The organism is Labrenzia sp. R5_0 (assembly GCF_017743835.1).
Classification (GTDB): Bacteria; Pseudomonadota; Alphaproteobacteria; order Rhizobiales; family Stappiaceae; genus Roseibium; species Roseibium algicola.
Genome location: NZ_JAGHRK010000006.1, coordinates 249034 through 267842 on the forward strand (window position 1 = coordinate 249034; position 18809 = coordinate 267842).

General features: G+C 59.8%; 16 protein-coding genes, 1 tRNA gene and 1 riboswitch. Of the genes, 11 read left to right on the forward strand and 6 right to left on the reverse strand.

Annotated elements, in window-relative coordinates:
- The first annotated feature begins 169 nt into the window (after nucleotides 1-169).
- Nucleotides 170-1348, forward strand: a complete 1179-nt coding sequence (locus tag J7447_RS26435; RefSeq protein WP_023003431.1) for a phosphoserine transaminase — start codon at nucleotides 170-172, stop codon at nucleotides 1346-1348.
- A 77-nt stretch (nucleotides 1349-1425) separates the two neighbouring features.
- Nucleotides 1426-3012 (forward strand): phosphoglycerate dehydrogenase, encoded by a 1587-nt coding sequence (serA, locus tag J7447_RS26440; RefSeq protein ID WP_023003430.1) that lies wholly within the window; start codon nucleotides 1426-1428, stop codon nucleotides 3010-3012.
- Between the two features lie 158 nt (nucleotides 3013-3170).
- Here serA and J7447_RS26445 read toward each other — a convergent pair whose 3' ends face one another.
- Entirely contained in the window at nucleotides 3171-4067 is an 897-nt protein-coding gene (locus J7447_RS26445) for a DMT family transporter (protein WP_031270514.1), read from the reverse strand.
- A 317-nt stretch (nucleotides 4068-4384) separates the two neighbouring features.
- On the opposite strand from J7447_RS26445, the gene J7447_RS26450 reads away from it, so the two are divergent.
- The 5 genes from J7447_RS26450 (at nucleotide 4385) to J7447_RS26470 (ending at nucleotide 11324) form a co-directional block, all read left to right on the forward strand.
- Nucleotides 4385-5656, forward strand: coding sequence for an MFS transporter (locus J7447_RS26450; RefSeq protein ID WP_077291776.1), 1272 nt, complete (start codon nucleotides 4385-4387; stop codon nucleotides 5654-5656).
- Nucleotides 5657-5939: 283 nt separating this feature from the next.
- Nucleotides 5940-7232, forward strand: a complete 1293-nt coding sequence (locus J7447_RS26455) for an adenylosuccinate synthase (RefSeq protein WP_023003427.1) — start codon at nucleotides 5940-5942, stop codon at nucleotides 7230-7232.
- A 264-nt stretch (nucleotides 7233-7496) separates the two neighbouring features.
- A complete protein-coding gene (locus tag J7447_RS26460) occupies nucleotides 7497-9269 on the forward strand; it encodes a hypothetical protein (protein ID WP_209171441.1) in 1773 nt (590 codons plus the stop codon).
- Nucleotides 9270-9350: 81 nt separating this feature from the next.
- Nucleotides 9351-9457: riboswitch (TPP riboswitch) on the forward strand.
- A 57-nt stretch (nucleotides 9458-9514) separates the two neighbouring features.
- Nucleotides 9515-10360: an ABC transporter permease gene (locus J7447_RS26465; protein ID WP_230057599.1), complete on the forward strand. Its 846-nt coding sequence runs from the start codon at nucleotides 9515-9517 to the stop codon at nucleotides 10358-10360.
- Between the two features lie 22 nt (nucleotides 10361-10382).
- The gene (locus J7447_RS26470) at nucleotides 10383-11324 is read left to right on the forward strand and encodes an ABC transporter substrate-binding protein (protein ID WP_023003424.1); all 942 of its coding nucleotides are present in this window, start codon (nucleotides 10383-10385) and stop codon (nucleotides 11322-11324) included.
- Between the two features lie 302 nt (nucleotides 11325-11626).
- Here J7447_RS26470 and rpoH read toward each other — a convergent pair whose 3' ends face one another.
- Together rpoH and J7447_RS26480 are read right to left on the reverse strand one after the other, a co-directional pair.
- Entirely contained in the window at nucleotides 11627-12511 is an 885-nt protein-coding gene (rpoH, locus tag J7447_RS26475; RefSeq protein WP_023003423.1) for an RNA polymerase sigma factor RpoH, read from the reverse strand.
- A 177-nt stretch (nucleotides 12512-12688) separates the two neighbouring features.
- Complete coding sequence (locus tag J7447_RS26480) at nucleotides 12689-13714, reverse strand: RluA family pseudouridine synthase (RefSeq protein WP_075284841.1); 1026 nt, start codon at nucleotides 13712-13714, stop codon at nucleotides 12689-12691.
- Here J7447_RS26480 and J7447_RS26485 point away from each other — a divergent pair.
- Both J7447_RS26485 and J7447_RS26490 read left to right on the forward strand, forming a co-directional pair.
- Entirely contained in the window at nucleotides 13713-14069 is a 357-nt protein-coding gene (locus J7447_RS26485) for a hypothetical protein (RefSeq protein WP_023003421.1), read from the forward strand. The two genes, J7447_RS26480 and J7447_RS26485, sit on opposite strands and share 2 nt — an antisense overlap.
- A gap of 135 nt (nucleotides 14070-14204) precedes the next feature.
- A tRNA-Glu gene (locus J7447_RS26490) sits at nucleotides 14205-14280 on the forward strand.
- A 91-nt stretch (nucleotides 14281-14371) separates the two neighbouring features.
- On the opposite strand, the gene J7447_RS26495 is transcribed toward J7447_RS26490, so the two are convergent.
- The 3 genes from J7447_RS26495 to J7447_RS26505 form a co-directional block, all read right to left on the reverse strand.
- Nucleotides 14372-15154, reverse strand: coding sequence for a DeoR/GlpR family DNA-binding transcription regulator (locus tag J7447_RS26495; RefSeq protein WP_209171442.1), 783 nt, complete (start codon nucleotides 15152-15154; stop codon nucleotides 14372-14374).
- A 148-nt stretch (nucleotides 15155-15302) separates the two neighbouring features.
- Entirely contained in the window at nucleotides 15303-16613 is a 1311-nt protein-coding gene (locus J7447_RS26500) for a hypothetical protein (RefSeq protein WP_209171443.1), read from the reverse strand.
- Between the two features lie 139 nt (nucleotides 16614-16752).
- On the reverse strand, nucleotides 16753-17358 hold the full coding sequence (locus J7447_RS26505) for a DUF1134 domain-containing protein (protein ID WP_209171444.1): 606 nt from the start codon (nucleotides 17356-17358) through the stop codon (nucleotides 16753-16755).
- A 171-nt stretch (nucleotides 17359-17529) separates the two neighbouring features.
- On the opposite strand from J7447_RS26505, the gene J7447_RS26510 reads away from it, so the two are divergent.
- Both J7447_RS26510 and chpT read left to right on the forward strand, forming a co-directional pair.
- Complete coding sequence (locus tag J7447_RS26510; RefSeq protein WP_023003414.1) at nucleotides 17530-17967, forward strand: YHS domain-containing (seleno)protein; 438 nt, start codon at nucleotides 17530-17532, stop codon at nucleotides 17965-17967.
- 183 nt (nucleotides 17968-18150) lie between these two features.
- Nucleotides 18151-18795, forward strand: coding sequence for a histidine phosphotransferase ChpT (gene chpT, locus J7447_RS26515; protein ID WP_023003413.1), 645 nt, complete (start codon nucleotides 18151-18153; stop codon nucleotides 18793-18795).
- Nucleotides 18796-18809: the final 14 nt, after the last annotated feature.

Below are 18809 nucleotides of genomic sequence, written 5' to 3' on the forward strand. Positions count from 1 at the left end.
TCAGGTGCGGGTGGCTTGTCTGAGAGAACGCTTCCGGAAGGCGAGGGGGTGTGACCGAATTTATCCGTTCACCCGTGATTTGAATTGACCAAAGGTCAGGAAGGTCCTATCCCCATAGGTGGGCCACCTCTCCCCAACGAGAGGCAACTATCTGCGAGGGTAGACAGATATGACAGACCTCACCGCCAAGCCGGACGTGCGTCCGGCCAATCCCAATTTTTCTTCTGGTCCCTGTGCCAAGCGTCCCGGCTGGTCGCTTGAGGCTTTGGGCGATGCGCCGCTTGGGCGGTCTCACCGGGCCAAGCCCGGCAAGGCCAAACTTGCCGAAGCCATCGAGTTGACCCGCAAGGTGCTGAACGTGCCGGACGGATATCGGATCGGTATCGTCCCGGCGTCCGACACCGGCGCTGTCGAGATGGCGCTCTGGTCGCTGCTCGGTGCACGTGGCGTCGAAATGCTCGCATGGGAAAGCTTCGGCTCCGGCTGGGTTACCGACGTCATCAAACAGCTCAAGCTCGATGATGCCCGGGTCCTGGAAGCGCCTTACGGCGAACTGCCGGATCTTGCCTCGGTCGATTTCTCCAAGGACGTTGTTTTCACCTGGAACGGCACCACTTCCGGCGTCCGTGTTCCCAACGGCGACTGGATCCCGGCCGATCGCGAAGGCCTGACCATCTGCGATGCGACTTCCGCCGCCTTTGCGCAGGACCTTGCGTTCGACAAACTGGACGTCGTGACCTTCTCCTGGCAGAAGGTGCTGGGCGGGGAAGCTGCACATGGCATGCTTATCCTCAGCCCGCGCGCGGTCGAGCGTCTCGAAAGCTATACGCCGGCCTGGCCGATGCCGAAGATCTTCCGCATGACCAAGGGCGGCAAGCTGATCGAGGGCATCTTCAAGGGCGAGACCATCAACACGCCGTCCATGCTCTGTGTCGAGGACTATATCGACGCCCTCAAGTGGGCCGACGGTCTGGGTGGGCTGTCTGGCCTGCGTGCCCGCGCTGATGCCAACCTCAAGGTGCTTGCCGACTGGGCGGAAAAGACCTCCTGGGTCGATTTCCTTGCAGTTGACCCGGCAACACGGTCGAACACGTCCGTCTGCCTCAAGGTCACGGATCCGGGCATTCTTTCGCTCACTGCAGACCAGCAGGCCGCTTTTGCCAAGGCTCTTGCAGGTACGCTCGACGCCGAAGGCATCGCCTATGACATCGGCGCTTACCGCGATGCACCGTCCGGTCTTCGGATCTGGGCCGGCGCGACCGTCGAGACGAGCGATCTTCAGGCCTTGACCCATTGGCTTGACTGGGCATTCCAGTCGGAAAAAGCGAAGCTGCCCCAGGCCGCCTGAGCCTGTTCATCCTTCACGACAACAGTCCCGGGCGGTGCGCTGCCCGGATCGTTTCTCGTATTCAAGGAGAGGCTCCAATGGCTCCCAAGGTACTGATTTCCGACAAGCTGTCGGACGCTGCCGTGCAGATCTTCAAGGATCGCGGCATCGACGTGGACTTCCTGCCGGACGTCGGCAAGGACAAGGAAAAACTGCTGGAGATCATCGGCAAATACGATGGTCTGGCAATCCGTTCGGCCACCAAGGTTACGGAAAAAATTATCGCAGCGGCTGAAAATCTGAAGGTGATCGGCCGTGCCGGGATCGGCGTCGACAATGTCGACATTCCCAAGGCGACCGCGCGCGGTATCATCGTCATGAACACGCCCTTCGGCAACGCGATCACCACTGCCGAACATGCCATCTCGATGATGATGGCGGTTGCGCGCCAGATCCCGGCGGCGGATGCCTCGACCCAGGCAGGCAAGTGGGAGAAATCCCGTTTCATGGGCCGTGAACTTACCGGCAAGACGCTCGGGTTGATCGGTTGCGGCAATATCGGCTCTATCGTGGCGGACCGGGCCATCGGCCTGAAGATGAAAGTGATCGCCTTCGATCCCTTCCTGACGCCGGAAAGGGCCGTTGCGCTAGGTGTCGAGAAAGTCGAGCTTGACGGCCTCTTGTGCCGGTCCGACTTCATCACCCTGCACACACCGCTCACCGACAAGACGCGCAACATCATCGATGCCAAGGCCATCGAGAAGATGCGCAAGGGCGCGTATCTGATCAACTGTGCCCGAGGCGGGCTTGCGGATGAGGCGGCAGTGCGGGCGGCCCTGGACGCGGGCAAACTCGGTGGGGCGGCGTTCGACGTCTTTGTCGAGGAACCTGCCAAGGAAAACCTGCTGTTCGGCGCGCCGAACTTCGTCTCGACGCCGCATCTGGGTGCTTCCACCACGGAAGCCCAGGAAAACGTTGCGCTGCAAGTGGCAGAGCAGATGTGCGACTACCTGCTACAGGGCGCAGTCCGCAACGCGCTCAATATGCCGTCCATTACTGCCGAGGAAGCGCCCAAGCTGGTGCCGTTCGTGCGTTTGGCCGAACAGTTGGGCTCCTTCGCGGGGCAACTGACGGAGACCGGCATCGAAGGGGTTCGCCTGGAATATGCCGGTGCTGTTGCCGAGATGAACGTGCAGGCGCTGACTGCAGCTGCCTTGACGGGGCTGCTGACACCGCTCCTGCAGACGGTCAACATGGTTTCCGCGCCCATCCTTGCCAAGGAACGGGGCATGAAGATCGAGGAAATCCGTCGCGAAAAAGACGGCGCCTACGAGACCTACATGCGCCTTACGGTGATCACCCAGCGTCAGGAACGTTCGGTCGCAGGCACGGTCTTTGCCGACGGAAAACCGCGGATCATCCAGGTGAAGGGCATCAACATGGAGGCCGAGCTCGGCCCGCAGATGCTTTACATCACCAACGAGGACAAGCCGGGCTTCATCGGACACCTCGGGATGGAACTCGGCAACAGCGGCGTCAACATCGCGACCTTCCATCTCGGCCGTCTGGCCCCTGGGGACGACGCGATCTGCCTTGTGGAGGTGGATGGCGACGTGTCTCCGGAGGTTCTGGCACGGCTGGAGGCCGTTTCCCACGTCAAGCAGGTCAAGGCTCTGCATTTCTAGAATGGCTGGCGTTCGACGGAACGCCCGCTGATCCGCTATCCGGTCAAAAAGGGTGCGTGCCCCTAATCGCGCCTTCCGGATGTACGTCAGGTGCAGCCCAAGTTCCTGGCGCTTGAGCCTTCTGCCTTTTGCAGAAGGCTCCTTTTTTCCCGAACCGATCAGACTGCCGGCGCGCGGCGCTTTTTGAGGATGCGCCCGTCAAGGACGACGAGGCCTGCCAGCAGCACGGCAAATCCGCCAAGCTGAAGCACACCCAGATTTTCTCCCAGGATCAGCCAGCCGAAGAAGAGAGCGCTTGCCGGGACAAGGAGCGTGACCAGCGAAGCGTTGGTCGCGCCGGCCTCGGCCAGAATCTGGAAATAGATCAGGTAGGCAAGGGCGGTTGCCAATACGCCGAGCGCGAGCACATTGAGCCAGGCCGTCAGGCTGGGATCGGCCATGGTCCAGTTACCGGCAGTCAGAAGAGCGACCGGCAGCATGAGGGTGGTCGAGCCGAGCAACTGACCCGTTGCCGTTACTTGCGGCGGCAGCGTCTTGAAGCGGCGGGCGAAGGTCGCCGCGCAGGCATAGGAGATCGCGGCACCCAGGCAGCAAAGCTGTGCCCACAACGGGTCGCTCGCAAGGCCCGACAGGCTGCTCCACAACATGATGGCGACACCTGCAACACCCAGCACCACACCGGCAATCCTGTTGCCCTGAAGCGTTTCCTGTTTCGTCAGCAGACCAGCCACGATCACCGTGAAGACAGGCGTCGTTGCATTCAGGATGGATGCGAGGCCCGCACCGATTTCTGTCTGTCCGAGAAACAGGAGAGAGAAGGGAATGGCGTTGTTCAGCAGTCCCATGACCAGAAACGGCACGGCATATTTTTTCTCCAGCCGGTTCAACATGCCACGATGCCAAAGGATCATCAGCAGGACCGTGCAGGCAATGGAAACACGCAGGAATACGAGAACAAACGGCGGGATTTCGGCAACGGCCACCTTTGCGAACAAAAAGGACCCGCCCCAGATGGCGCCAAGGACGGTCAGCATGATCCAGTTACGAAGTGGCATTGCACGATCTCTGATTGAGTGATGTTTCTCAGGTAGCACCCCACCGGAAGGAAGAACACCCGAAACGCGAGTAGAGGACTGGTCGCTTGTAAGGATGGGGTGTGATGATTTGGGGCGCCCCTTGTTCGTTGGGCCGCCAAGACCGGTGAGGTGAAGGTGGGCGTTGTCCGGGCTGCCTTCATGCATTCGACGACGAATTGCGGCCGCCTGTCCGTTTTGTCTGTGCAAGCGTCGGTCCTGGGCTTGCGCAGTCGGTTCACTCCGGCAACAGTATCGAGGCCGCGTTTTCTTCGGCTGCTCGGAAGAGTTCTTCATTCATGACCCAGGTTGCCCCCGCAGCGGATTCCAGATCGCTTGCCGGACGTTTGACACCGTTGCTGGTTGCTGCCGCTTGCCTCCTGGGCGCGAACGGACTTTCCGTGACAATGATTTCGGTGCGTGCCAAATCGGAAGGCATGTCCGATGCGCTCATCGGGTTGCTGGGGTCGTGCTATTTCGGCGGCATGATTGTCGGTGTGCTGCTGACACCGTTTCTGATCGCGCGGGCAGGGCACATTCGCGTCTTTTCCACGCTGGCTGCAATCAGCGCCATCGCCATTCTGGCGATTGCCTTCACACCTGCCGGCTGGCTCTGGATGGTCGTGCGTCTGGTGAGTGGGGCGGCTTTTTGCGGCACGACGATGGTTCTGGAAAGCTGGCTCAATTCCATCGCCACCAATTCGTCCCGCGGGCGGATCCTTTCCGTCTACCGGATAGTCGACATGATCGCCGTCATGGGCAGCCAGTTCATGCTGCCCGCGTTCGGTCCGCTTGGTCCGGATATTCTGATCGTTCTGGCCATCCTGTTCTGTTTCGCGCTGGTGCCGATCTCCCTGACAAGTGAGCGCAATCCCGCAGCGCCGCCCGCGCGGTTCTTCGATCCGCTCATGTTGTGGCGCGTGTCTCCGGTCGCCCTTGTCGCCGTCTTCACCATCGGCCTCACCAACGGTGCGTTCCGCATGGTTGGCCCGGTTTATGCGGAAGGAATTGGACTGGGGCTTGAAACGGTTGCCGCGTTCATCGCGATCTGGGTCTTTGCCGGGGCGATCTTCCAGTATCCCGCAGGCTGGCTGTCCGACCGGCTCGACCGGCGTGTCGTGCTCGGTGTCTTTACCGTCGGTGCCGGGCTGGCCTGTCTCTTCATTTCGGGGTCTTCGACCCGGCTGGAGCTTTTTGCAGGCGTCTTCCTGTTTGGCGGATTTGCCCTGCCGCTCTATTCTCTTTGTGCGGCCCATGCCAACGACAACGCCGAGCCTGGACAATTCATCGATGTGGTGGCAGGGCTCACGCTTGCCTATGGCGTGGGCGCCATGGCGGGGCCGTTCATTGCCTCACTGGTGATGGAGCAATTCGGCCCCTCGGCCTTCTTCCTCTATACCGCCACACTGCACCTGTCGCTCGTTGTGTTCATCTTCGCGCGGATCGTCAGCCGGGACGCTGTTCCCGCAAGCAAGCGGCATCGCTTTGTCTGGCTGCTGCGCACGTCGCCGATGATTTTCAGGCTTGCGCGCAACGACAAGCCGGATGCAGGTGAGCCGCCGGCTAAATAATCTGCCGTCGCGACATTGCCGCAAATGCAGTCTAATCCGGGAAAAGTCCGTTCAGGTGCACGTCATGACTGGTCAATTGTCACAGGGGTGACCGGGCCGATCAGGAGAGCTGGCAAAAAAACCTGCTTTTGGCTCTCAATCTCCCTGCGGAGACTCGCATGAGCAGGGAAACCTGTCTATAGTCCGCGCCGTTTGCCCCGGTCCGGTTGCCGGGGCTTGTCGTGTTGGCGCCCCGGACAAGTTTCGGATGGTGCGGAAGCTGCTTCAGGAGAGCAAAGTCTAGATGGCGAATGTGGTTGTTGTCGGTTCGCAATGGGGTGACGAAGGCAAAGGCAAGATTGTCGACTGGTTGTCGGAACAAGCCGATGTCATCGTAAGGTTCCAGGGCGGGCACAATGCCGGTCATACCCTTGTCATCGACGGTGTCAGCTACAAGCTGTCTCTCCTGCCGTCCGGGGTTGCACGCGAAGGCAAGCTGTCCGTCATCGGCAACGGCGTCGTGCTGGATCCGCATGCGCTGGCAGAGGAAGTCGAACGCCTCAGCAAGCAGGGCGTCGTGGTGACGCCGGAAAGCCTGCGTGTTGCCGAGAACGCAACGCTGATCCTGTCTCTGCACCGCGAGCTTGATGCGTTGCGCGAGAATTCCAACACCGGAACGCGCATCGGCACCACCAAGCGCGGTATCGGACCGGCGTATGAAGACAAGGTTGGCCGCCGCGCTATCCGTTTGATGGACCTGAAGAATCTTGCCACTCTGCCAGCCAAGATCGACCGCTTGCTGACGCACCACAATGCGCTGCGCCGGGGTCTTGGCCAGGATGAGGTTTCCGCACAGGCGATCTACGACGAACTCGCCAGCGTTGCGGACAAGGTCCTGCCCTACATGGACAAGGTCTGGTACCTGCTGGACGATCTGCGCCGTCAGGGCAAGCGTATCCTTTTCGAAGGTGCACAGGGCGCGTTGCTCGACATCGACCACGGCACCTATCCCTTCGTGACGTCGTCCAACACGGTCGCCGGCCAGGCTGCGGCAGGCAGTGGCCTTGGCCCGAATTCGATCAACTATGTGCTCGGTATTACCAAGGCCTATACGACACGCGTCGGTGAGGGCCCGTTCCCGACCGAACTGAAGGACGAGATCGGCGAGTTCCTCGGAACGCGCGGCCATGAGTTCGGTACGGTTACCGGCCGCCGCCGCCGCTGCGGCTGGTTCGACGCTGTGCTGGTGCGCCAGACCGTCTGCACCTCGGGCATCACCGGCATCGCGCTGACAAAGCTGGATGTTCTGGACGGTCTTGATGAAATCAAGATCTGCATCGGCTACGAACTGGACGGCGAGCGCATCGATTATCTGCCGGCTTCGCAGGGTGCCCAGGAGCGCGTGAAGCCGATTTACGAAAGCCTGCCGGGCTGGAAGGAATCGACCGAAGGTGCTCGCACCTGGGCCGATCTGCCGGCGCAGGCGATCAAATATGTGCGTCACGTCGAAGAACTGATCGGTGCTCCGGTCGCTCTTCTGTCGACAAGTCCGGAACGGGACGACACAATTCTTGTGCAGAATCCCTTCCAGGATTGAGATCTGTGACGTTAGAAGCACATTATTAAGGACTGCGGTTGCGTGCTGCGAATCACCGCACGCAACCACCTTTCGTTTTCGGCGTTCCATGTGTGTGCCGAACAAACAATCTGTGTTAGGAAAAGGGTACTGCGAGGTTCTCTGTCGCGGCGAAGTTATTGAAGAAATAGCACCGGTTTTCGAAAAACTTGCTATAAGCCTGAGAATGAAACGAAATCTCGGGCCCGCAGAACAGATCCTTGCAGTCGGCCGGTAGGCAGGAAGATGGCTGATTACTATTCAATTCTGAAGAAAACGATCGCGTCTTTACCTGAAAACAATGGTGCTGCACGCAGAAGCGTTTACAGCCGTGCGCGCAATGCCATCGTCAATCAGCTGAAAGCCTATGAGCCGCCGCTGGCGCCGTCCGAGATCACGGCCGAGCAGCTGCGTCTGGAAGAAGCCATTCGCAAGGTGGAAGCCGAAGCCGCCCGCGAAAGCCTCGGTCTCAGCCCCACTGTTCCGAAGGTCGAAACGCCGACCCCGGCGCCGCAGGTTTCCGCGCCGCCCGTGACACCGCCTCCGGCTGAGCCGGTGGCAGAGGCTGCGCCGGAAGCGCCTGCGCCTGCACCACAGGAACCTGAAACAACTGCAGCACCGGTGGTGGATACCCCGGCTCCGTCGCCCTTGAAGGAAACCCTGACACAGGCCGAAGCGCTTGGCACCGCGGCCAGCCAGGCTGTTCACCACGCCAAGGAAGCTGCCGACCCGGGCGCTGCGCCTGTGCGCCAGGAGCCCTCTTTCGGCGGACCTGTGCAGCCGGAACAGACAGATGATGGCCTGTTCGAGCCTGCAGATACCGCCGGTGCGGCCGATCCCGCCGATCAGGCTTATCCGGGCGACGAGACAGCCAAGCCGAAGGACAAGTCGGCCTCCAAGAAAAGCCGCTCCAAGCGCGCCAAGCCGAGTGCTTCGGATGCGCTGCGCGGTGATTCATCCGGCAGCCGCACCGTTCCGATCGTCATTGCTGCGGGTGTCCTGTTGCTGGTGCTCCTGGGCGCCGGCGCTTATTTCCTGATGCCTGCGGGCGATGAGACTGCCGATAGCGGCAACGTGCCGGTTGCGTCTTCTTCGCAAACGCCTGTCGATACGCAGCCGGACACCACGCCGGAGCCTTCGACCGCTGCCCCCGCCGGAGAAGGTGAAGAGCCTTCGAAAAACACCGACCGCCTGTTGAACGAAGGCGAGACGGATGTGGTTGCCCCGGATGCACGTACGGTAACCACGACGACGATTACCGGACAGTCTGATTCGCCCGCGCCGGCCGATACACCGCAGGTCGATACACCAGCTTCCGCTGCGCCCGAACCTTCCCAGCCGTCCATTGTGACGAGCGGAGAAAACGATCAGTCTTCTGCGACCACCGAAAGCCCGATTGCGGTGCCGGAAGACAATCTCTCGGCCATTTCGCCTGACGAAACTTCACCGGCTCCGTCCGCCACGGCGACGGATTCCTCGGTGCAGCGCTCTATCCTTTACGAAGAAGGGGAAGAGTCCGGCGGTGCCGGAACGGCTGCGCAAGGCGCTGTCGTTTGGGGTGTCGATGAAGAAACGAATCTGGACGGCAAGGCTCTCGCGGTTCTGAGCGCCTCCATTGAAATCCCCGAGCGGGATGTGAAGGTCGACATTCGCATCAAGCCGAATGACGATACTTCCTTGCCCGCCAGCCATCTGGTCGAGATCAAGTACGAGTTCCCGGAAAACTTCGCTCCGGGTGACGTCGTCAACGTGCCAGGCCTGGTCATGAAGCCTACGGAAGAAGCTCGTGGCGATGCGCTGATCGGCGCTTCCGTGAAAGTGTCTCCGGGCTTTTTCTGGATTGCCCTTTCCAGCTTGCCGAACGAGCAGCAACGCAATCTCGCCTTGCTGCGTGAACGCGGCTGGATCGACATTCCGATGCTTTACGAAAACGGCAAGCGCGGCATCCTGACCCTGGAAAAGGGAACCGCCGGTGCAGATGCCGTTGAAAAGGCGATCACGTCCTGGCAAGCCGGCTAAGCGCCAGCCTGCCTCCTTTCAAAATCTGAAGAAGCCGCCTCACGGCGGCTTGCCTTTTTCCGTCACACAAGGCATGGTCCGCCTTGGTCCGAGGGGTGTTCCGGTTACCGGAGCTGAGATGGCGTAATGCCGAACCCTTAGAACCTGATCCGGGTCATGCCGGCGAAGGGACGGAATCCTTAGCCTATTCCCGGATCTCCATTGTCATTTTCGGCTTGTCCGAAGACGGGAGATCCTATGCGTACTTGTCTGCGACCACTGCGGTCGCCGCACATCCGAATGCCGGTATCGGCTTTCATGCGTTCCTGTTGGCCAACGGCGGCGGGGGGTGCGGGATGATGGCGTTTGCGAAAGCTGTTGCCAGGACCTTACTCGGCCTCCTGCTGACTGTCGTTATCTGGGCGGCAATCGTCCATGTGTTCGACACCCAGCATTATATCCTGCCGGGTCCGGACCGCGTCTTTACGGCCTTTGTCAAACACGCAGGCTTCCTTCTGCATCATGCCGGCATCACCGCCTATGAGACGGTGCTCGGGTTTGTGCTGGGAGCAGCCGCCGGGGCATTGCTTTCCGTTCTTTTGTGGCTGTTTCCGATTGCTGCAAGGTTCGCCATGCCGCCCATTCTGGTGACGCAGGCCCTGCCTGTTTTCGCAATCGCGCCGATCCTGGTGCTCTGGCTCGGTTTCGGGCTGGCCTCCAAGATCGTCGTCATCATCCTGGTCATCTTCTTCACGGTCACATCGACGTTTTTCGATGGCCTGCAGCGGCTTGACCCGGGTTTGTGCGATCTCGCCCGGCTTTATCGTCTGTCTCGCCTGAAGGAACTCTGGTTCTTTCGCCTGCCGTCAGGCTTGCCGGCGTTTGCCTCCGGCCTGCGGGTGGCCGCGGTGTTCGCTCCCATGGGGGCGATCATCGGCGAATGGGCCGGGGCAAAAGGAGGCCTTGCCTTCATCATGCTTCAAAGCAGCAACCGGATGCAGGCGGACATGATGTTCGCCGCCCTGATCCTGCTCGCGGCGATGGTGCTGATCATGCGCTTTGCCGTGAACCATCTCACCCGACTTCTTGTTCCCTGGCAGCCGCTCACCTAGCTGCCGCTCTACGGAGGACCTCATGAAAAAACAAATCCTGTCACTCGCATTGGCCGCCGGGCTGCTGGCATCGGGGCCGGTACAGGCCAGTGAGAAACTGACCTTGCTGCTCGACTGGTTCATCAATCCGGATCACGCGCCGCTGGTAACCGCGCAGACCAAGGGTTTCTTCGAGGCAGAAGGCCTCGAGGTTGAGATCATCGAACCGGCGGACCCGGCGATGCCGCCGAAACTGGTTGCTGCCGGGCAGGGCGATATCGCGGTGTCCTATCAGCCGACGCTTCATGCGCAAATCGAGGAAGAGCTGCCGCTGAAATGGATCGGTACGCTGGTGGAAACGCCCCTCAATTCTCTCATCGTGCTCAAGGACGGCCCGATACAGGAACTGAAGGACCTCAAGGGCAAGAGTGTCGGCTTTTCCGTGTCCGGCTTCGAGGACGCGATGCTGGGCCAGATGCTGCGATCGGCCGGTTTGACCATGGATGATGTCGAGCTGGTGAACGTCAATTTCGCGTTGTCAGGCTCTCTGCTTGCCGGTCAGGTGGATGCGGTGATCGGCGCATATCGCAATTTCGAGCTCACCCAGCTCGAAATCGAAGGCAAACCCGGCAAGGCCTTCTTCCCGGAAGAAAACGGTGTGCCGATCTTTGATGAGCTGATCTATGTCGTCAACAAGGACAAGACGGACGATCCCCGCTTCGCCAAGTTCCTGGCAGCCGTGGAAGCGGCCACCATCTATCTGAGCAATCACCCGGAAGAGGCCTGGAATGCCTTCATAGAAGCGTATCCGAACCTCAATGACGAGCTGAACAGGCGGGCATGGTTCGATACGTTGCCGCGGTTCGCCAAGCGTCCGGCTGCACTTGATGAAGGCCGCTACCAGCGCTTTGCGGAATTCATGGCCGAAGCCGGTCTGATCAGCAAGGTCGTGCCGGTGGAGAGCTACACAGCCGAAATCCGCTGAGGGGTTGAAGGAACGTTGCCAAGGACAAGACGGCGCTGGAGCCAGTCTCCAGCGCTTCTGACCACCGGCAAAGAAGCTCCCTCTCTCCGTCGTCACCCCGGCCAAGCGTAGCGCGAGCCGGGGCCGGGGAGGCGGAAGTCTCTGTGATTGTCTGTGGTTTTCAGACGAAGATCCGGGCTCTCCGATCCCGGATCTTCGCTGCGCTGCGTCCGGGATGACACCGGGAAGGACTTTCAAGCAAAAAGAAAAGCGCTGGAGCCTGGGCTCCAGCGCTTTTTCTGTTTTTTCCAGGTTCGGCTATCTCAGGCGGCGGGCTGGTCCATTGTCCGGGCGCTGTTGCGCACGGCTTTCTGAACCTTTTCGAAAGCGCGAACCTCGATCTGGCGGACGCGCTCGCGGCTAACACCGAATTCGCCCGAAAGATCTTCCAGCGTCATCGGGTCTTCGGCCAGGCGACGTGCTTCAAAGATGCGCCGTTCACGCTCGTTGAGCACGTCCATCGCGTCGTTCAGCATCTTGCGACGCATGTCCAGCTCTTCCTGATTGGCAAGCAGGGTTTCCTGACTGTCGCTTTCATCGACAAGCCAGTCCTGCCATTCACCGGCATCAGCTTCCGCGCGCACGGGCGCATTCAGGCTGGCATCGCCGCCCAGACGGCGGTTCATGGACACCACTTCCTCCTCGGACACCCCGAGTTTGGTGGCAATCTCAGAGACCTGATGCGGCTTCAGATCGCCTTCGTCCAACGCCTGGATCTTGCCCTTGAGGCGACGCAGGTTGAAGAACAGGCGTTTCTGGTTGGCCGTGGTCCCCATTTTCACGAGGGACCATGAGCGCAGGATGTATTCCTGGATAGCCGCCTTGATCCACCACATGGCATAGGTCGCGAGCCGGAACCCCTTGTCCGGTTCAAAGCGCTTGACCGCTTGCATCAGGCCGACGTTGCCTTCGGAAACGACTTCTCCGATCGGCAGGCCATACCCGCGGTAACCCATGGCAATCTTGGCGACGAGGCGTAGATGGGAATTGACTAGGCGTTCTGCAGCTTCAGGGTCTTCATGCTCTTTGTAGCGCTTGGCGAGCATGTACTCTTCCTGCGGCTGAAGCATTGGAAACTTGCGGATCTCGTCCAGATACCGGCTGAGACCGCCTTCCCCTGCTGTAAGCGTCGGAACGTTCTGGGCCATATCATGCACCCCCTTTCGTCAAGTTTGCGACCCCTTCCTCCCGCTGCCCCGCAGTGATACGCAAGCAAGCCATTTTTGAGGGAAGGCGGACGCACAATAGTGTCCGTACAGGCACACAGAAGCTTCTAATATAGGTCCAAATTGGTCGATTGCATGGTCAGAAAACGAAAACGCATCCTAAAATTTTTGTAATCCGGACAAAAGATTTGCGAAATCATCCGGGTAAGGGCTCTCAAAGCGCAAGGTTTTACCATTTGCCGGGTGTTCGAAAGCCAGCAGGCCGGCATGCAGGGCTTGCCTGTGAAAACCGTTCACGAGGCTTTTGAGCGGCTCATCGAGCCTGTTTGCCTTGGTCTTGAAACCCGACCCGTAATCGTCGTCACCGATCAGCGGATGACCGATATGAGCCATGTGCACGCGGATCTGGTGTGTGCGTCCGGTTTCAAGGCGGCATTCCAGCAGCGAGGCGAGCGCAGGCTGTTCGGCATTGCCGAAGCGCTCCTTCACCTGCCAGTGGGTGATGGCGTGGCGACCGGAAGTCTTGACGACGGCAATCTTCTGACGGTTTGCCTGTGAGCGGGCCAGATTGGCGTTGATCGTGCCTTTCAGGCCGGAAGGTGCTCCCCAGACCAGAGCCGAATAGGCGCGTTCCAGCGGTCCGGTGCGGCCGTGGTCGGCAAACTGGGCTGCAAGGCCCTTGTGGGCCTGGTCGGTCTTGGCGACGACAAGCAGTCCGGAGGTGTCCTTGTCGATCCGGTGAACGATGCCGGGGCGCTTCACGCCGCCGATGCCGGAAAGGCTGTCACCGCAATGATGGATGAGTGCATTGACGAGGGTGCCGGTCCAGTTGCCGGCACCAGGATGGACGACAAGCCCCGCCGGTTTGTCGACCACGATAAGGTGTTCGTCCTCAAAGACGACCGAGACGGGGATGTCCTCGCCCTTGGGCTCGGGGTCTTCCGCCTGCGGCAAAGTGAGGGTCAGGGCATCGCCTTCATTGACCCGGTATTTCGGCTCCACTATTTTCGCGCCGCCGACGGTGACGTCCCCGGACTTGATCAGGGACTGGATCCTGTTGCGGCTAAGGGCTTCCAGATGAGCCGCCAGCACCGCATCCAGCCGTTTCCCGGCATCGGCTGCATCAACTGTTAAACTGAAATCCTGGTCCAGACCGGCCGGATACTCGAGGGAATTGTCTGTCATGTCACAACCTGATTATCGGGATGAGGGGCCGGGTGAAAAGCCGCTTGATCCTGCGGCCGAACGCATCCAGGCCAAGCTGAAGCGTCTGTTGCTCGGCTCGTCCCTCGTCATGATCGCCGGCTTTATCGCTGTCTTTGCAGCAATTCTCTACAAGATCAACTCCAATAAGTCCGATGTTTCAGCCGATCAATATGCCGCAACAGTGGCAGTTGGCGCTGACGCGGAAATTTTGCAGGCCGACCTTTCGAACGGTCTCTTGCTGGTTCTGGTGCGCGAAGGCAGCAAGACGGCGCTGCTGCGCTTCGATCCTGTAACGGGCAAGCAACTGGGCCGCACGGATTTTGTCGCGCGCTGACGTAGCGTCGCGCATACGGCGCGCGGTTATGAACAGGCATGTGACAGAAAAATGAAAATTAGGGCTTGCGTCTTTTGTCATGCAGCCGTATACGCACGGTCCTCGGCTTGAGGCACTGAGCTTCTCAAGCCCCGCGCGCCCATCGTCTAGCGGTCTAGGACGCCGCCCTTTCACGGCGGAAACACGGGTTCGAGTCCCGTTGGGCGTGCCATTTCTCCCCAAGGCACAAACAGCATATCCACATCCTGCGCACAGGGTTCTCCACCCGTTTGTGCACCGGTTACACGGAGTGCTGTGTTCGATCAGCCGGCAGTGCTGTCTTCCTGCTGGCCGGTCTCGATCAGCTCGACTTCTGCGTCTTGCGCAATCTGCGCGAAGTCTAGCGAGGGGCAATAATCCGTCACGAAAGTAGTGACCTGTCGCAGGTGTCCGACACGAACCGGTGCAGTGCGCTCGAACTTGGTGCTGTCGGCGGCCAGAATGACGTGCCTGGCGTTGTCCATGATGGTCTTGGTGACTTTCACTTCCCGGTAGTCGTAATCGAGCAGGGAGCCGTCGGGATCGATCGCGGAAGCGCCGATGACGGCAAAATCGACCTTGAACTGGCGCATGAAGTCCACCGCGGCCTCGCCGACAATGCCGCCGTCGGAATGGCGCAACACGCCACCGGCAATCACCACCTCGATCTGGGAATAGCCGCGCATCAGGCTGGCGACGTTGATGTTGTTGGTGATCACCATCAGGCCGCGATGCTGGAGCAGCGCCTGTGCGACCGCTTCCGTGGTGGTGCCGATGTTGATGAAGATGGACGCGTTGTCGGGAATGAGCGAGGCAACCTTCTCGCCGATGTCTGCCTTTTCCCTGCTGGAGATGATCCTGCGGGCCTCGTAGCCGACATTTTCGATGCCGGACGACAGCAGGGCCCCGCCATGAGTGCGCGCCAGCAGGCGCCGGTCGCAAAGCTCGTTGAGGTCCTTGCGGATCGTCTGCGGGCTGACATCAAACCGCCGGGCGAGATCGTCGACGCTGACGCGGCCCATCTGCCGTGCGAGTTCGAGAATGGCGTTGTGGCGTTCGATCAACATGTACGGCAGACTCATCCTGTGCATGACGGGCTGGCTGCGTTCCTGCATCTGCAAACGGAAATGCGGGCGAGGAGCAACAGCGCGTCAGGTTCGTTCAATATTCGGACGAATGTCCATCGGACTAGATGACCGGAGCGACCTGCTCAGATCAAGCCACATCTTTCTTTTTTTGTTTCGTGGCTTTCGTTTTCCGGTCGCTGTCTTGCGCGGCGCCGGTGCTTGCCGGCGTTGTTTCCGCCTCCGGCTTTGGCTTGTTCCGGCTGGAGGCAACGATCCTGCTTACCAGCGCTTCAGCCGCGTTGGCGATATCGCCGGATCTTGATTGTGTTTGTGCCGTGCCCTGGTCCGCGTCTGTCTGCAGATTTTCCTTGGAGGATGCCTCAGGCCGGTTGCGATCTTCCGGCGGGCTGTCCTTGGTCTGAAGAGAAACCGGGACGAAAGGCGGTGCCGGCTTTGCGGGAGCGCCTGCGGCAGAAGCATTGACGGCTGGAGACGCCTGACCGGTCAGCTTTTCGGCAAGGGCGCGGAAATCGCGGCGCAGATCCACGAGAGCAGGAACCGAGGACAGGTCCTTCTGCAACTTTGCCATCTGGGCAGTGATCCGCTGAAGCGCACGGTCTTTTTCAGCAGCGTCGGCCTGGTAGCGGGCAGCTTCGCCGGAAAGCTTTTCCAGCTCGGCATCAAGATGTTTCTGGCGCTCGTTTTCCGGAAGCCTGGCTGCGTCCAGCATCAGCGACAGACGGGTGACTTCAGCCTGTGCGGACACATAGTTGGATTCCGTGTCGACCAATTGGGCTTCCAGTTCGGCGAGCCTTGTCTTGGCGGTTTCGCTGCGCGCAGCATCCATCTGGCCTGCAACTGTCGGCTCATACCGGGCCAGCTTGGCCTTCAAAGTGGCAACTTCCGCTTCAAGTCCGGTGATTGTCGCAAGTGCCATGGTGCCGGACGCCGGCAGCCAGCCGCTGTCGTCTTCTGCGGGTTCTTCCGGCTTCGCCTCGGCAGGCGTGTCTTCGGGGGCCTTGGTCCAGCTTTCCGCAAGAGCCCGTTCGGCTTCCGACAGTTTCTTTTTCAGGGAGGTCACTTCGGACGACAGCATGTCGACAGCGTGCTGATCACTCGCCTGGGCGGCGACCTTGGCTTCCAGGCCGGAAATCGTTTCCTTGTGAGATTTCGTCAGCGCTTCAACTTCCGCCCGCATCCGCGTGGTTTCGAGCTGAAACTTCGCGGCCTTCTCACGCTCGTTGTCGAGACGCTTCTCGACACGGCGCAATTCTACCGCATGGCGCGCGCGTTCCTGATCCTGTGCAGCGCGGACTTCGGCATAACTGGTCGGATTGACGGCGCGCAGGGCTTCTTCGGTCAGTCGGGCGGCCCGGCGGTAAAATGCGGGCAGGATTGCCAGTCCGATCAGGCCGGCGGTGCAAAACCCCAACGCCACATACATCGCTGCTTCAATCAAGTCCGGCTCCCGGTTACGTTCTAAAAAACGCCCACAACTCCATCATTAGACGACAGTAGCCCTGCCGCCAAGTGTCCTGCGTGGAACGAATGCAACCCGTCTTCGTCGCCAAGTTGCGACAGCCGCCTTTCCGGTCCGATCAGAACGGGTTCCAGGTCGGCTTGTCGGTGAACTTCAGGTATCCCATGTTCAGCCCAAGACGGGCGCCGACACCGGCGCGCACAGGCACCAGCACGATTTCGTTGTTCAAGAGCACGGTCATGCCGACCCCGCCAACCAGGTAAGCCGATCCGTTGACACCGGCAAAGCGGGTGTAGAGGGAGTTCACGGTGGGCAGGTTATAGACCAGCATCATCACCCGGGCACCATCCGCGCCAAAGTCCCAGCCAACGGACGGGCCTTGCCAGAACAGCTTGTGAGTGCCGGCGTTGCGTGTGTAGAGGTTGCCTTCGCCATAGCGCGCACCGGCGATAAGCGCTCCGGAGCCTTCTTCCCCAAGCACGTAACCGTTCGGTTCGCCGTAGCTGGAGAAGGCTTTCTCGACGACTGATGCAAGCCCACCCGAAACAGAGCCGAAGAACTGGTGACCTGCCTGAAGGATTTCGTCCTGGTCGTAGGTTTGTCCAGACGGAATGGGCTCGTTACCGGAATTCTGGGAGTACGCCGGGGTGGAAAACGCAAATGCACACAAGGCCAGGAACGCAGCCGATATCAGGGATACAACTCGCCGGGAACTTTGTGCCATTCGATATTCTCCCAAAATCTGTTGGCCGCGCCGATTGTTGCCGCTCGGTCAGACCGCAATGTTAAACTGATGCAATATCATGCTGATTCGCATGAGATGGTGCACCTTACATAAGCCGAATCAATGGAAAGCTGGCCTCAAAAAAAGACAAGGTTATGTCTTTGTGCTGTATTGATCCTGCTCTCCTGTCTTTTTGCGGGGAAAGTCTTCGCGCGTCCCCAGGTTTTCGTTCCCGATCCGATCACAGGATACGCGCTCGGCGGACATGATCCGGTGAGCTATTTCGTCGATGGTTACCCGCGCAAGGGAAAGCGGAACCATGTGCACAAATGGGGTGGTACGGAATGGATCTTCGTCAATGAGGGCAATCTTGCCGCCTTCAAGCGGGATCCTGAAGCCTATGCACCGCTTTTTGCCGCCTGCGGCGGGTATGCGCTGTCCGAGGGCTTTGGCACGGCCGGCAATCCGTTCATCTATGCCATTGTCGACGGACGACTGGTCTTTTTCCATTCGGTGGTCAACCGGTTCCTGTTCGTCGTCAACGGCAGCCAGCTGATGACGGCGGCCCAAGACAATGCCGAACGGGTCGGCTGCGTGCCGATGCGGTAGGTGGTTACCCGGTTAAACTGCGCCCGGACGCCGGAAAAGGCGGATTTCGGGGCAAACTTTCATCTGGATGACATGGTTTGCTGCCCGCCGCTGCCTTGGCAGCCGCTGTGCGGATGTGTAACTCTTGCAGCCACTATATCGAATCAGTTTCCGCCGCCTCCTCAAGAAGAGCCTCAAAACGCCATGTCTGCACTAAAAGAGCTTTCCTCTCTTGATCTTGCCGCCCTGGTGGCCAGCCGCGTCTGCCACGACATCATTTCTCCCGTCGGGGCGATAACCAACGGGTTGGAAGTGCTGGACGAGGAGGGGTCGGAGGACATGCGTGAATTCGCCATGGACCTCATCCGCAAGAGCGCGCGCCAGGCATCTGCAAAACTGCAGTTCGCCCGTCTTGCCTTCGGCGCCGCAGGCTCGGCAGGCGCGGAGATCGACCTGGGGGATGCTCAGGTCGTTGCCACCGGGTTCATGGAAAACGAAAAATCCGATCTAAATTGGCAATTGACCCGGCACCTGATGCCGAAGAACTACGTAAAACTACTTCTCAACTTGATCCTCATCGCGAACCAGTGCGTTCCGCGCGGTGGAGAAATCAAGGTTGAAATGGAAGGCGACCCACAATCTCCGTCCTTCACGCTTCAGGCCAGCGGTCTCAATCCGCGCATTCCGCTCGGAATGAAGGAAACTCTGAGCGGAGAAGAGCCTGAACGGGTCGATGCGCACTCGGTTCAGCCGATCTACACGTTGCTGCTCGCCCGTGAATGCGGCATGGTATTAACGATAGATAAACAAGAAGAGTTGGTAAAAATAACGGCCCTCTTGGCAGAATAAACAAGGCCTTCAAA